Origin of the sequence: Clavibacter michiganensis subsp. tessellarius, assembly GCF_021922985.1 — a bacterium.
Taxonomy (GTDB): domain Bacteria; phylum Actinomycetota; class Actinomycetes; order Actinomycetales; family Microbacteriaceae; genus Clavibacter; species Clavibacter tessellarius.
Genome location: NZ_CP040788.1, coordinates 15,538 through 29,741, shown reverse-complemented (window position 1 = coordinate 29,741; position 14,204 = coordinate 15,538). Strand labels below are relative to the sequence as shown.

Here is a 14,204-nt window from a genome sequence, read left to right as displayed (position 1 = left end):
TCCCCGCTAGTGCTTGCCCTGCTTGAGCGCCTTGCCGAGCGCGCGCTCGAGGTCGACGACGAGGTCCTCGACGGACTCGATGCCCACCGAGAGGCGCACCAGGTCGTCCGGGACCTCGAGCGGCGTGCCCTTCACGGACGCGTGCGTCATCTCGGACGGGTAGCTGATGAGCGACTCCACGCCGCCGAGCGACTCGGCGAGCTGGAAGACGCGCGTGCCCTCGACCACGCGGCGGGCGGCCTTCGCTCCCCCGCGCACCTGGAACGAGATCATGCCGCCGAAGCCGGACATCTGCGCCTTGGCGATGTCGTGGCCCGGGTGCTCCGGGAGCCCGGGGTAGTGCACCGCCGTGACGTCGGGGTGCTGCTGGAGGAAGGACGCGATCTCCTCGGCGTTCGAGGAGTGGCGCTCGACGCGCACGGCGAGCGTCTTGATCCCGCGCGTGGTGAGCCAGGCGTCCATCGGGCCCGAGACGGCGCCGACCGCGAACTGCAGGAAGCCGACCTTCTCGGCGAGCGCGTCGTCGTCGAGGATCACGGCGCCGCCGAGCACGTCGGAGTGCCCGCCGAGGTACTTCGTGGTCGAGTGCACGACCACGTCGGCACCGAGCGTCAGCGGCTGCTGGAGGTACGGCGAGGCGAAGGTGTTGTCGACGACGACCGTGGCGCCGGCGGCGTGGCCGAGGTCGGCGAGCGCGCGGATGTCGCTGATCTTCATCAGCGGGTTGCTCGGGGTCTCGACCCAGAGGACCTTGGCGGGGCCGGATCCGAGGACCCGCTCGACCGCGGCGAGGTCGCTCATGTCGACCGTCTCGACGACGATCCCCCAGTCGCCGAGCACGCGCGTGAGCAGGCGGTAGGTGCCGCCGTACACGTCGTCGCTGAGGACGATGCGGTCGCCCGGCCGCGTGATCGCGCGGAGGAGCGTGTCCTCGGCGGCCAGCCCGGACGCGAACGAGAAGGCGTGCTTCCCGCGCTCGAGCGAGGCGAGCAGCTCCTGCAGCCCGGTGCGGGTGGGGTTGGCGCTGCGCGCGTACTCGTAGCCGCCGCGGAGCCCGCCGATGCCGTCCTGCACGAAGGTGCTCGTGAGGTACAGGGGCGGGATGACCGCGCCCGTGGTGGGATCCGGGTCCTGGCCGGCGTGGATGGCGCGGGTGTCGAAGTCGTGCTTGTCGCTCACGGTGCTCGTCTCTGTGGTCGGAGGTGTGCCGGGGCCGTGCCCGCGGATCAGTCGGTGAGGTAGGTGAGGAGGTCGTGCCGGGTGAGGACGCCGACGGGCTTGCCGCCGTCGCTCACCATGAGCGCGTCCGCGGATCCGAGGGCGCTCCACGCCTCGGGCACGGTCTCGTTCACGCCGATGAGGTCGAAGGCCGCGCCCGTGAACGCGCCGACGCGGTCGGTGAGCTGCGCACGGCCGCTGAAGACGAGCTCGAGGAGGCTGCGCTCGTCGACCGCGCCGGCGACCTCGCCCATGACGACGGGCGGCTCGGCCGAGAGGACGGGCAGCTGCGAGACGTCGTACTCGGTCATGATCCGGATCGCGTCGCGGATGGTGTCGCTCGGGTGCGCGTGCACGAGGTCGGGAAGGCTGCCGGTCTTGGCGCTCATGACGTCGGCGACCGTGCGCTGGCCGTTGACGCGGGCGAAGCCGTACGACTGCATCCACTTCTCGTTGAAGATCTTGCCGAGGTAGCCGCGGCCGCCGTCCGGCAGGAGGACCACCATCACGTCGTCCGGTCCCAGGTGCCGCGCGGCCTTGAGCGCGGAGACGACGGCCATGCCGCTGGATCCGCCGACGAGCAGCCCCTCCTCGCGGGCGAGCCGGAGGGTCATGTCGAACGACTCCTGGTCGCTCGAGGCGATGACCTCGTCGACGACGTCGGGGTCGTAGGCCGCCGGCCAGAAGTCCTCGCCCACGCCCTCGACGAGGTAGGGGCGGCCGGTGCCGCCGGAGTAGACCGAGCCCTCGGGGTCGGCGCCGACGATGCGCACGCGCCCCTCCGACACCTCCTTGAGGTAGCGGCCGACGCCGCTGATGGTGCCGCCGGTGCCGACGCCCGCGACGAAGTGCGTGATCTCGCCCTCGGTGTCGCGCCAGATCTCGGGACCCGTGGTCTCGTAGTGGCTGAGCGGCCCGTTGGGGTTGGAGTACTGGTCGGGCTTGAAGGCGCCGGGGATCTCGCGCGCGAGCCGGTCGCTCACCGAGTAGTAGGAGTCGGGGTGGTCGGGCGCGACCGAGGTGGGCGTCACCACGATCTCGGCGCCGTACGCCGTGAGCACGTTGCGCTTGTCCTCGCCGACCTTGTCCGGCAGCACGAAGACGCAGCGGTAGCCGCGCTGCTGGGCGACGAGCGCGAGGCCCACGCCCGTGTTGCCCGAGGTCGGCTCGACGATCGTGCCGCCGGGCTTCAGCTTCCCGTCGCGCTCGGCCGCGTCGATGATGCGCGTGGCGATGCGGTCCTTGGCGCTGCCGCCGGGGTTCAGGTACTCGACCTTCACCAGCACGGTCGCCGAGATGCCCTCGACCACCTTGTTGAGCTTCACGAGCGGGGTGTTCCCGATGAGGTCGAGGATCGTGTCGGCGTACTTCACGTGTGGTGGTGCTCCCGGTGTCAGGTGTGCGGTCCGGTGGGCCCCGCCCGTCCAGCATAGGCGCGCCCGTCCGCCGTGTTACGGGCGCTCGGCCGCCCGCGCGGGCAGGGCGCGCCCAGGCCGAGCGGGTACCCTGATCGCACATTCCCCCAGCAGAGAAGGACCCTCCGTGGCGCGACGCGACGACACCACGCCCTCCGGCGACACGAGCGGACGGCCCGTCCCGCCGACCGCCAAGCAGGCCCACAAGGACCTCACGGTCAAGCAGCAGCGCGAGGCCCGCCGCGCCGAGAAGGTGGCGGCGCTCAAGAAGCAGCAGGACCGTGCGCGCCGCAACCGCCTCATCGGCATCATCACGGGATCCGTGGCCGCCGTCGCCGTGGTGGCCGTCGTCATCGGCGTGGTCGTCTCGAGCGGCACCCCGAAGCAGGATCCCGACTCCATCAGCATCGAGGGCCTCCGCACCTGGGACTCGCTCCCCAGCACGCACGTGCAGGGCACCGTCGACTACGCCGCCAAGTACCAGGGCATGAGCCCGCCCGCCGGCGGCGAGCACAACGCCATGTGGCTGAACTGCGGCATCTACGACCAGCCGCAGCCCAACGAGAACGCGGTGCACGACCTCGAGCACGGCGCCGTGTGGATCACGTACGACGCCGCGAAGATCACCGGCGACGACCTGTCGAACCTGCAGAAGTACGCGGAGTCGTTCGGCGGCTACGTCACCATGTCGCCCTACGAGGGCCTCGACACCCCCATCGCGCTGTCCGCGTGGGGCGCGCAGGTCAAGGTCGACTCGGTCGACGACCAGCGCATCAAGGACTTCATGGCCAAGTACTGGAAGAGCCCGAACGCCCCCGAGGCCGGTGCCGCGTGCACCGGCGCCCTCGAGGGCGAGGGCCGGGTCTCCTGACCGTGGCCGACCGCGGCTCCGACGCGTCCGACCCGCGTCCCGAGGGCGACACCGTCGTCGACCACGTCCCGGACGACGACATCCGCGAGGAGGAGCTCCAGGGCCTCGTCGCGCACGGGGAGGAGTCGCGCGCCCGCGGGCGACGCGTCCGCATCGGCCTCGCGGCCGGCATCGTCGCGGTGGCGCTCGTGGTCGCCGGGCTCCTCGTGGGCCGCGTGACCGCGCCCGTCTCGGCGCTCACGCCCAGCACGAACAGCGCGGAGGCCGGCTTCTCCCGCGACATGCAGGTGCACCACGAGCAGGCCGTGCAGATGTCGCTCATGATCATCGACCGCACGGACGACCCCGAGGTCAAGCTCATCGCGCAGGACATCGCCCAGGCGCAGTCCCAGCAGGCGGGTCAGATGTACGCGTTCCTCACCTCGTGGGGACTCGACCAGGCGCCGTCGCAGCCGCGCATGACGTGGATGACGCTGCCGACCCTCGACGGTAAGACGGACCACTCCTCCATGGACATGACGCCCGGCGCGACCATGCCGGGCCTCGCCTCGCAGGCCGACCTCGAGGAGCTGCAGGGCCTCACGGGCGTCGAGGCGGAGCGGAAGTTCCTGACGCTGATGATCGCGCACCACCGCGGCGGCGTGGAGATGGCGCAGGCCCTCCTCGACCGGTCCAGGAACCCCCTGGTCACGGACCTGGCGAACGGCATGGTGATGATCCAGGACAAGGAGATCCTCTACATGCAGCAGCTGCTCGACGCGCGCTCCTGATCCGATCCGCCCCTCGCACCGCCCGTCCGCCTCGCGGGCGGGCGGTCGTCGTCCGCGGCACCGGCGGGGCGTCCCGCGCCGGGATCCAGGCCGGTCCGGGGCTCAGGCCGCCGCGGTGCGCTGGTCGCTGTAGAGCCGCGCGTACTCGCCACCGCGGGCGAGCAGCTCCAGGTGCGTGCCCTGCTCGACGATGCTGCCGGCGACGACCACGAAGATCACGTCGGCGTCCACCACGGTCGACAGCCGGTGCGCGATGGCGATGGTCGTGCGGCCGCGCGACGCCGTGTCGAGGGCCTGCTGCACGACGCGCTCCGAGATGGCGTCGAGCGCGCTGGTGGCCTCGTCGAGGATCAGCACGGCCGGGTCCTTGAGCAGCACGCGCGCGATGGCGATGCGCTGCTTCTCGCCGCCCGAGAGCCGGTAGCCGCGCTCCCCCACGAGCGTGTCGTAGCCGTCGGGGAACGACTCGATCGTGCCGTGGATGTTGGCCGCCCGGGCCGCCTGCTCGATCTGCTCCCGGGTGGCGTCGGGCCGCGCGTAGCGGAGGTTGTCGCCGATCGTCGCGTGGAAGAGGTACGTCTCCTGGCTCACGATGCCGATGTTCTCCAGCAGCGACTCCTGCTCGAGGGCCCGCACGTCCTCGTCGGCGAAGAGCACCCGGCCGCCGGTCACGTCGTGGAAGCGCGGGATCAGGTACGAGACGGTCGTCTTGCCCGCGCCCGAGGGGCCGACGAACGCCGCGAACTGCCCGGGCTCGATGGCGAAGGACATGCCGTCGAGCGTGGGCCTGTCGCCGGGACGGGTGTCCGGGTACGAGAAGCGCACGTCGTCGAACGCCACCCGGCCGAGCGCCGGGCCGGCCGCGACGGCGCGCGCGTCGTGCCGGTCGCGGATGGCGGGCTCCAGGTCGAGGTACTCGAAGATCCGGGCGAAGAGCGCGCCGGAGGTCTGCAGGTCGAGCGCCACGCGCATCAGGCCGATGAGCGGCCACATGAGGCGCGCCTGCACGGTGGTGAAGGCGACGATCGTGCCGGCGGTGACGCTGACGCCGCCCGTGATGAGGAAGCCCGCGACCACGTAGACGATGGCCGGGATGATCGACAGGAAGATCTGCACCAGCGCGAAGAACCACTGGCCGCTCATCTGCTGGCTCACCTGCAGCCGGATCTGCGTGCGGTTCTCGGCCTCGTAGCGCTCGGTCTCCGCGGCCTGCCGGTTGAAGCTCTTCGACAGCAGGATGCCGGAGACCGACAGCGTCTCCTGCGTGATGGCCGTCATGTCCGACAGCGACTCCTGCGTCTTCGAGGCGATCCGCGCCCGCACCTGCCCGACGCGGCGCTGCGCCACCACGAGCACCGGCATGAGCACGACGGCCACGAGGGTCAGCTGCCAGTTGAGCACGAGCATGGCGACGAGGGCCGCGATCACGGTCACGGTGTTGCCGAGCACGCTGGAGACGGTGTTGGTGAGGACCGCCGCGACGCCGCCCACGTCGTTCTGCAGGCGCGACTGGATCACGCCCGTCTTGGTGCGCGTGAAGAAGCCGAGCTCCATGCTCTGCAGGTGGCGGAACAGGTCGACGCGCATGGATCCCATGACCCGGTTGCCGACCGTGGCCGTGAGGTACGTCTGCCACACGCCGAGGCCCGCGCCCGCGACCCAGATGGCGATCATGATCGCGACGAGCTCGACCAGCACGGGGATGTCGGGTCCGCCAGTCGGCGGGAACAGCCCGCGGTCGAACGCCTGCTGCGTGAGGAGCGGCGGCACGACCGTGAGGCCGGCGCCGACGAGCACGAGGGCGATGGTGAGGACCAGCGCGCGCCGGTGCGGGCGGAACAGCTCCGCGATCCGGCCCAGCAGGTTCTCGACGCGCGGCGCCTCGGCGTTGGCCCGGCGCTGGGCCTCGGCGTTGGCCGCGCTCACCCGCCCGCGGCGTCCGCCGCCTCCGCGCATCCCGCCGCCCGCGGCGATGTCGCCCATCCTCGTCATTCCGGCGATTTTACGCCCGTGGGGGATCTCGCCCGACCACGCGGCAGCGCGCGGACGACGACGGCCCGGCCACCCGCGCGAGCGGACGACCGGGCCGGTGTCGACGGGCCGGGGATCAGCCCTTCGTGGACCCCGCGAGCAGTCCCCGCACGAAGTAGCGCTGCAGGCTGAAGAACACGATGAGCGGCACGATGAGCGAGACGAACGCCGCCGCCGTGAGCCGCTGCCAGTCCTGCCCGCGCGTCCCCGTGAGCTCCGCGAGGCGCTGCGTGAGCGGCGCGACGTCGGGGGTGCCGCCGGAGAAGATCAGCGCCACCAGCAGGTCGTTCCAGACCCACAGGAACTGGAAGATCGCGAAGGACGCGATGGCCGGCAGCGCCAGCGGCAGCACGATGCGGAAGAACACCTGGCCGTGGCTCGCGCCGTCGACCCGCGCCGCCTCGATGACCTCGCCCGGGATCTCCGAGATGAAGTTGTGCAGCAGGAAGATCGCGAGCGGCAGCGCGAAGATCGTGTGCGCCACCCACACCGGCAGGTAGCCCTGCTCGGGGATGAGCGGGATCACGCCGTGCACGGCCTCCTGCAGCGGGCGGAGCGTCCGGGTGAACATCTGCAGAAGCGGGATGAGCGCCATCTGCAGCGGCACGATCTGCAGCGCGAAGATCAGCACGAACAGGAAGTTCGAGCCCTTGAACTTGATCCACGCGAAGGCGTACGCCGCCATCGACGCGATGACGAGCGGGAACAGCGTCGCCGGGATCGCGATGGCGAGCGAGTTCACGAAGTACGAGCCGAGCTGCGGCGACGACTGCGAGGTCGAGAGCAGCACGTCCTGGTAGTTGTCGAGCGTGAAGCCCGGGTTCTGGAAGATGGTCCACCAGCCGGTGGTCTGGATGAGCCCGGCCGGCCGGAACGACGAGATGAACAGGCCGAAGGTGGGCAGCGTCCAGAGCACGGCGATGATCAGCGCGGCCACCGTCGCGCGGCGCGACGTGAGCCGGTTCTTCACGCGACGGCTCTTCGCGCCGACGGAGGCCGCCTGCTCGATGGCGCCGCGGCGGGTCCCCCGGTCGGCGACGGGCAGGTCGGCGGGTGCGACGCTCATCGGATCTCCCTCTGCTTGCTCATGACGCGGACGTTGTAGATGACGATCGGCAGGACCATGAGGAACAGCACGATCGCGAGCGCGGAGCCGCGGCCCTGCTCGCCGGCGCGGAACGCCTGCGTGTACATCTCGTTGGCGATGACGCTCGTGTCGAAGTTGCCCGCCGTCATGGTGCGGACGATGTCGAACACCTTGAGCGTCGCGATGGAGATGGTGGTCACGACCACGACGAGCGACCCGCGGATGCCCGGCAGGGTCACGTTGAGGAACCGCTCCCACGCGTTGGTGCCGTCGAGCTGCGCGGCCTCGATCTGCTCGGTCGGCACGCCCTTGATGCTCGCGGAGAGCACGACCATGGCGAAGCCGGTCTGGATCCAGATCATCACGATGATGAGGAGCGCCGTGTTGATGGGCGAGGTCTGCAGCCACTGCACGGGCTCCTGCCCGAGCCAGACGAGGATCTGGTTGAGCAGGCCGATCTGCTCGCGCTCCCCCGACTTGTAGTCGTAGACGAAGCGCCAGATGATGCCGGCGCCGACGAACGAGATGGCCATCGGCATGAAGACCAGGGCCTTGAAGTACTTCTCGCCGCGCGACTTGTCGATGAACACGGCGTACGCGAGGCCGATCGCCGTCGACAGCAGCGGGACGAAGACCACCCAGATGACCGTGTTCAGCAGCGTGCGGAGCGCGGACGGCTGGGTGAACATCCAGACGAAGTTGTCGAACCCCGCCCACTCGCCGCTGTTGTCGCGGAAGGCGAGGAGCGTCGTGCGGAACGCGGGGTAGATGAGGCCGACGGCCAGGAGGATCAGCGCCGGCAGCACGAAGGCGCCGAGCTGGATCCAGTCGCGCCCGCGCTTCGGCGCCTTGTCGATGAGGAAGAGGATCAGCCCGATCACCAGCGCGAAGACGGCCAGCGCCGCCACCACCTGGAGGATCTTGCCGATCAGGTCAGCGGTCGTCATGGACGTCTCGCCCTTCGGGTCGGGGGGGATGCGGAGCGGGGCCGCCGCGCGTGCGGCGGCCCCGCTGGTCCGGCACGGATGCCGGGTACCGGTCGGTCAGGACCGGCGGTCGATCAGGACCGGCGGTCGATCAGGACCGGCGGTCGATCAGGACGCGGGCCAGCTCGACTCGATGGCGTCGACCGTCTTCTGGGTCGAGTCGCCGCTCAGCCAGCCGACGATGCCCTTCCAGAAGGAGTCGGTGCCGACCGCGCCGGGCATGAGGTCCGAGCCGTCGAACCGGAACGTGGCGTTCGGGTCCTGGAGGATCTCGATGCTCTGCTTGAGGATGTCGCTCGACGCGTTCGCGGGATCGAGCCCCTTGTTCGCGCTGATGACGCCGCCCAGCTTCACGCGGTTGTTCGCCCAGGTGTCGCTCGAGAGGTAGGAGAGCACCGCGGTGATCTCGTCGCTCGACTTGAAGGCGCCGACGAGCTCGCCGCCGCCGGTGACGGCGGTGGAGTCGCCCTCGGCCGTGGGCGGCAGGAGGAACGCGTAGACGTCGCCGTCGGGCGAGACCTTCGCGTCGGTGCCGTCGGCCTTCTTCCAGAAGCCCTCGTAGAACGAGGCCTGGTGGTGCAGCGAGCACGTGCCGTCGAGGATCGGGAGGCCGGCGTCGCCGAACTCCGTGGAGATGATCGACGAGACGTCGCCGAGGCCGCCGTTGACGTAGTCGGGGTTCTTGATGATCTCACCGACGTCGTCGAACGCCTTCGCGATCGCGGGGTCGTTGAACGGGATCTCGTGGCTGACCCACTTGTCGTAGGTGTCGGGGCCGGCCTCGCGGAGCACGTAGTCCTCGATCCAGTCCGTGCCGGCCCAGCCGGTGGCGTCGCCGGAGCCGATGCCGACGCACCAGGGCTTGTGGTCGCCCTCGTCCGCGATCTTCTTCGTGAGGTCCATCAGCTCGGAGGTGGACTTCGGGATCTCGTAGCCCTTCTCCTCGAACTCGCTCGGCGAGTACCAGACGTAGCCCTTGACGCTCGCCATGAGCGGCGCGCCGTAGAAGGTGCCGTCGACGGTGCCGTAGCCCTTCCAGTCGGTGGACCAGCCCTTGTCGACGTTCTCCTCGACGGCCGCGGGGGCCGCCTGGAGGTAGCCCTTCGAGGCGAGGACGTTGAAGAGGCCCGGCTGCGGGATGATCCCGATGTCCGGCGCCGAGTCGCCCTCCGCGAGGACGGCGATCTGCGCCTCGAACTCCTTGGTGCCCTGGTAGTTCACGGTGATGCCCGTGCAGGACTCGAAGTCCTTCCACGACTCGACGAGGCGGTCGGCCTCGTCGTCCTGGATCGTGCCGCCGATGCTGACGTCGGCTCCGTCGAACGTGCCGTACGACGAGTACGGCGTGCAGTCGGTGTCCGCCTTGTCCTCGGCGGCGATGTCGCCCGTGCAGCCCGTGAGCGCGAGGCCGGCGATGCCGACCGCTGCGAGGGGTGCCGCGAAGCGACGTCGGAATAGGGCGTGGCCCATGTGCGTCTCCTCTTCATCGAGGGATGCGGGCTGACCCGCCTTCCCGTGGTGCGCGCGACGGCAGGTGGGGCGCCGTCGCCGGAACCCTTTCCCCCATTTGGGGAACCGGTTCCACAGGTCAACGTAGGGGAGCTCGCAGGTGGCGGCAAGGTGCATCCGATAACGAAACGGTCTACTTCTCCCTCGCCGCGCTGGGCGGAGGGCGCCGGGATGGTCCATCATCGGAGGGCGACCCCCTCCGTCCTGGAACCGCTTCCCGTGCTCGCGCGAGGCGGCGGGTCCCAGCGGGACCCGATGGAGGGAGGGCGATGAGCGCGATCATCGACGTCGCCCGCCTGGCCGGGGTCTCGAAGGCCACGGCCTCCCGCGCGCTCAGCGGCCGCGGCTACGTCTCCCCCACCACGCGCGCCCGCGTGGCGCAGGCCGCCGCCGACATCGGGTACGTCGTCTCCTCGAACGCGTCGAGCCTCGTGACGGGCCAGTCGAAGAACGTCGGCGTCGTGCTGCCCTTCATCAACCGGTGGTTCTTCGCGGAGCTGCTGGAGGGCATCGAGGAGGCGCTGATCGAGGCCGACTACGACCTCACGCTGTACCGCCTCACCGACGACCCGGAGCAGCGCCGCAAGGTCTTCGAGTACTTCCTCGTGCGCAAGCGCGTGGACGCCGTCATCGCCGTGAGCGTGGCGCTCACCGCCGCCGAGGTCGTGCGGCTCCGATGCCTCGACAAGCCGCTCGTCGGGGTCGGCGGGCCCGTAGAGGGCATGAGCACGCTCAGCATCGACGACGAGGCCGCGGCCCGGCTCGCGACGGAGCACCTGCTGAGCCTCGGGCACGCGCGCGTCGTGCACCTCGGCGGCGACCTGCACGCGCAGATGGCGTTCTTCGTGCACGCCAAGCGGCTCGCCGGGTACCGGGCGGCGATCGATGCGGATCCGCGCGGCCTCGAGGCCCGCTTCGCCACCGCCGACTTCACCATCGAGGGCGGCTACGTCTCCGCCATGCGGCTGCTCGCGGACCCGCGCACCCGGCCGACCGCGGTGTTCGCGGCCTCGGACGAGATCGCCATCGGCACGATCCTCGCGGCGCGGCAGCTCGGCATCGCGGTGCCGGCCGAGCTCTCCGTGGCGGGCATCGACGGGCACGCGCTCGCGCCCCTGTTCGGGCTCACGACCGTCGAGCAGCATCCGCGGCAGCAGGGGCGCACGGCGGTGGGCATGGTCCTCGAGGGGCTCGCGCCGGCGGGGGCGCCCGAGCGCACCTGCACCATGCCGGTCGACTTCGCCGCGCGCGGCAGCACGACGGCGCCCCCGAGCCCGCCGGCGTCGTAGGCCGGCGGGTCCGGGGCGCGGCGGATCCGCGGGGCGGCCTCAGGCGTCGCCGGCCGTGACGGCCTGGGCCTCCTCGAGCGCGTCGACGGGCTGGGCGTCGACCCGGCGCAGCCAGCGGTGGCCGGCCACCACGATCACGAGGGCGACGAGCACGGATCCGGCCGCGGCGTAGTACGGCGCCGCGTCCGAGAAGATCCGCGCGAGCTCGGTCGCGGCGGGCGGCGCGATGGCCCCGCCGAGGAAGCGCACGGACGAGTAGGCGGACGAGGCGACGCTCCGCGGGTGGTCGGTCGCCTCCATCACGCACTCCGTGAGGACCGTGTTGAGGATGCCCAGCAGGAGCCCGCCCACGACGATGCAGACCACGAGGCCGGCCGCCGACCGCACCACGAGGCCGGCCGCCGCGAGGTCCACGGCGAGGAGCGGCAGCACGAGCCGGAGGACGGAGGTACGGGCCATCCGGCGCGTGAGCAGCGGCGCGACGAGCACGGACGTCACGGCGAGGCCCACGCCCCAGCCGAAGAACGTGAGGCCGAGGCCGATGGCGTCGAAGCCGAGCGGGAACGGCGAGTAGGCCAGCAGCACGAAGAAGCCGATGTTGTAGAAGAGCGCGGCGGCGGCGAGCACCGCGAGGGCGGGCGTGCCGAGCGCGCGGATCGGGGCCGACAGGCGCATGGGCGACCGGGGCGCCGTGTCCTTCCCGAGGAGTGCCGCGATCGCGAGGAAGCCGACGGCCATCAGGGTCGCGGTGCCGAAGAACGGGCCGCGCCAGCTCCAGCTGCCGAGGAGCCCGCCGAGCAGCGGGCCGACCGCGATGCCGAGGCCGAGCGCCGCCTCGTAGAGCACGATGGCCGACGCCGTGCCGCCGGACGCGGATCCGACGATGGTCGCGAGCGCCGTGGAGATGAAGAGCGCGTTGCCGAGGCCCCAGCCGGCGCGGAAGCCGATGACCGACTCCACGTCCTGCGAGAGGCCCGCGGCGGCGGCGAAGACGACGATGATCGCCAGGCCGATGAGGAGGGTGCGCTTGGCGCCGATGCGGCTGGAGATCCAGCTGGTGATGAGCATCGCGAGCCCCGTCACGAGCAGGTAGCTCGTGAAGAGCAGCTCGGTCTCGGTGGCGGTGGCGTCGAGGCTCTCGGCGATGGCGGGGAGGATCGGGTCGACGAGGCCGATGCCCATGAACGCGATGACGCACGCGAACGCGACGGCGAAGACGGAGCGGGGCTGGCGGAAGATGTCGCGGAACGACGCGTGCGGCTGGGTGGACACGGGTGCGGTGTCGCCTCCTGGATTCGATGCGGATGGATGGGTGACGGCGCGCGGACGCGCCGCCGGTGCGCCGGCGACCGGTGCGGGTGGCGGTCAGCCGTCGGCGGGCGCGCGGTCGACTCGCGCCAGCACGAGCTCGACGGCCCGCGCGATCACGGCCACGTCGTCGGCCGGGAGGTCGGCGAAGCGCGGCACGAGGGCGGTGGCGAGCCGGTCGCGCCAGTCGTCGAGCGCGGCCTCCCCCGCCGGCGTGATCTCGAGGAGCGTCGCCCGGGCGTCGGACGGGTCCGTCACCTGCGCGATCCACCCCTGGGCCACGAGCGAGCGCACGATCTTGGTCGTCGTGGGCTGCGCGACGCGGCTGCGCTCGGCGAGCACGCCGAGGCGCATCCCGCCGGGCCAGCTCACGAGCACGGAGAGCGTGCGCCAGACGGCGGGCGAGCTCGTGCCGCCGACCTCGTGCGCCGCCAGGCGGGTGAGCCGGTGGCCGGCCGTGACGAGGTCGCCGAGGAGGGCGCGCAGGTCGGGATCGGGCGAGGTCATGGATCCAGCATATAGCTGGGCTATGCATATGTCGAGCAGTGTCCCGGCCGGATGCGGGCGATCACCACGTCCGGGAACGACGCAGGGCGCCGACCCCCTGAGGGGATCGGCGCCCTGAGCGCTGTGCGGTGGTGCGAGCTACTTGACGGAGACCGTCGCGCCCGCGGCCTCGAGCTGGGCCTTCGCCTTGTCGGCGGCCTCCTTGTTGGCACCCTCCAGGACGGGCTTGGGGGCTCCGTCGACGAGGGCCTTCGCCTCACCGAGGCCGAGGCTGGTGAGGGCGCGCACCTCCTTGATGACCTGGATCTTCTTGTCGCCGGCGGCCTCGAGGATGACGTCGAAGGACGTCTTCTCCTCGACCTCCTCCGCGGGGGCAGCGGCGCCGGGGGCGGCGGCGGCGGCGACGGGCGCCGCGGCGGTGACCTCGAAGACCTCCTCGAACTTCTTGACGAAGTCGCTGAGCTCGATGAGCGTGAGCTCCTTGAAGGCCTCGATGAGCTCGTCGTTAGAGAGCTTTGCCATGGTGATTCTCCTTGGGTTGGTGTGTTGTCTGGTGGATCAGTGCATCGCGCCCCGGGGATGGGACCCGAGGGGTGCTACTGAGCCGATTCCTGCTTCTCGCGCAGCGCCTCGACGGTGCGTACGGCCTGCGAGAGCGGTGCGTTGAACAGGTACGCCGCGCCGAAGAGCGAGGCCTTGAAGGCGCCGGCGAGCTTGCCCAGCAGCACCTCCCGCGACTCGAGGTCGGCGAGCTTGTTCACCTCGTCCGCCGTCAGGGGGTTGCCGTCGAAGTAACCGCCCTTCACGACGAGAAGAGGGTTGGCCTTGGTGAAGGTGCGCAGCGCCTTCGCGACGGCGACGGTGTCGCCGTGCACGAACGCGATCGCGGACGGGCCGACGAGCTCGTCGTCGAACGACGAGATCCCCGCCTGGTTCGCCGCGATCTTGGTCAGCGTGTTCTTCACCACGGCGTAGGTCGCGTCTGCACTGATGCTCTTCCGCAGCTGCTTGAGCTGGGCAACGGTGAGACCGCGGTACTCGGTGAGCAGTACGGCGTTCGAGCTGCGGAACTTCTCCGCCAGCTCGGCGACCGAGGCTTCCTTGTTCGCCATGGCACTCCTTATCACGTGGTTCCCCGACACCGCGGAAGCGGTGCGAGGTGCTGGCAGCCCCCGGCTGCACACATGGAAAACGCTCCGGCGCAGGAGGCCGG

Annotated in this window: 13 protein-coding genes; 3 read left to right on the top strand and 10 right to left on the bottom strand. The window is 71.0% G+C overall.

Going from position 1 to position 14,204, the window contains the following annotated elements:
* Positions 1-6: 6 nt before the first annotated feature.
* Together FGG90_RS00140 and FGG90_RS00135 are read right to left on the bottom strand one after the other, a co-directional pair.
* The gene (locus FGG90_RS00140; RefSeq protein WP_094126172.1) at positions 7-1,179 is read right to left on the bottom strand and encodes a cystathionine gamma-synthase; all 1,173 of its coding nucleotides are present in this window, start codon (positions 1,177-1,179) and stop codon (positions 7-9) included.
* 47 nt (positions 1,180-1,226) lie between these two features.
* The gene (locus FGG90_RS00135) at positions 1,227-2,591 is read right to left on the bottom strand and encodes a cystathionine beta-synthase (protein WP_094126173.1); all 1,365 of its coding nucleotides are present in this window, start codon (positions 2,589-2,591) and stop codon (positions 1,227-1,229) included.
* A gap of 169 nt (positions 2,592-2,760) precedes the next feature.
* Between FGG90_RS00135 and FGG90_RS00130 the strand changes: the two genes are divergently transcribed.
* Positions 2,761-3,504, top strand: a complete 744-nt coding sequence (locus FGG90_RS00130) for a DUF3105 domain-containing protein (protein ID WP_094126174.1) — start codon at positions 2,761-2,763, stop codon at positions 3,502-3,504.
* A 2-nt stretch (positions 3,505-3,506) separates the two neighbouring features.
* Entirely contained in the window at positions 3,507-4,274 is a 768-nt protein-coding gene (locus tag FGG90_RS00125; RefSeq protein WP_094126175.1) for a DUF305 domain-containing protein, read from the top strand.
* Positions 4,275-4,376: 102 nt separating this feature from the next.
* Here FGG90_RS00125 and FGG90_RS00120 read toward each other — a convergent pair whose 3' ends face one another.
* The 4 genes from FGG90_RS00120 to FGG90_RS00105 form a co-directional block, all read right to left on the bottom strand.
* Positions 4,377-6,257 carry an ABC transporter ATP-binding protein gene (locus FGG90_RS00120; protein ID WP_094126176.1) on the bottom strand — a complete coding sequence of 627 codons (1,881 nt, stop codon included), beginning with the start codon at positions 6,255-6,257 and terminating at the stop codon, positions 4,377-4,379.
* Between the two features lie 124 nt (positions 6,258-6,381).
* On the bottom strand, positions 6,382-7,371 hold the full coding sequence (locus FGG90_RS00115; protein WP_094126177.1) for a carbohydrate ABC transporter permease: 990 nt from the start codon (positions 7,369-7,371) through the stop codon (positions 6,382-6,384).
* Positions 7,368-8,339: a carbohydrate ABC transporter permease gene (locus FGG90_RS00110; protein WP_094126178.1), complete on the bottom strand. Its 972-nt coding sequence runs from the start codon at positions 8,337-8,339 to the stop codon at positions 7,368-7,370. Before FGG90_RS00110 ends, FGG90_RS00115 begins: the two co-directional genes overlap by 4 nt.
* 147 nt (positions 8,340-8,486) lie before the next feature.
* Positions 8,487-9,848, bottom strand: a complete 1,362-nt coding sequence (locus tag FGG90_RS00105) for an ABC transporter substrate-binding protein (protein ID WP_094126179.1) — start codon at positions 9,846-9,848, stop codon at positions 8,487-8,489.
* Between the two features lie 308 nt (positions 9,849-10,156).
* Between FGG90_RS00105 and FGG90_RS00100 the strand changes: the two genes are divergently transcribed.
* Entirely contained in the window at positions 10,157-11,176 is a 1,020-nt protein-coding gene (locus FGG90_RS00100) for a LacI family DNA-binding transcriptional regulator (RefSeq protein ID WP_094126180.1), read from the top strand.
* A gap of 39 nt (positions 11,177-11,215) precedes the next feature.
* Here FGG90_RS00100 and FGG90_RS00095 read toward each other — a convergent pair whose 3' ends face one another.
* The 4 genes from FGG90_RS00095 to rplJ all read right to left on the bottom strand — a co-directional run bounded on the left by FGG90_RS00095 (position 11,216) and on the right by rplJ (position 14,103).
* Positions 11,216-12,448 carry an MFS transporter gene (locus FGG90_RS00095; protein WP_086516905.1) on the bottom strand — a complete coding sequence of 411 codons (1,233 nt, stop codon included), beginning with the start codon at positions 12,446-12,448 and terminating at the stop codon, positions 11,216-11,218.
* Between the two features lie 93 nt (positions 12,449-12,541).
* A complete protein-coding gene (locus FGG90_RS00090) occupies positions 12,542-12,991 on the bottom strand; it encodes a MarR family winged helix-turn-helix transcriptional regulator (RefSeq protein ID WP_094126181.1) in 450 nt (149 codons plus the stop codon).
* A gap of 138 nt (positions 12,992-13,129) precedes the next feature.
* Positions 13,130-13,513: a 50S ribosomal protein L7/L12 gene (gene rplL, locus FGG90_RS00085; protein WP_063071963.1), complete on the bottom strand. Its 384-nt coding sequence runs from the start codon at positions 13,511-13,513 to the stop codon at positions 13,130-13,132.
* 74 nt (positions 13,514-13,587) lie between these two features.
* A complete protein-coding gene (rplJ, locus tag FGG90_RS00080; protein WP_012037545.1) occupies positions 13,588-14,103 on the bottom strand; it encodes a 50S ribosomal protein L10 in 516 nt (171 codons plus the stop codon).
* Between the last annotated feature and the right edge of the window lie 101 nt (positions 14,104-14,204).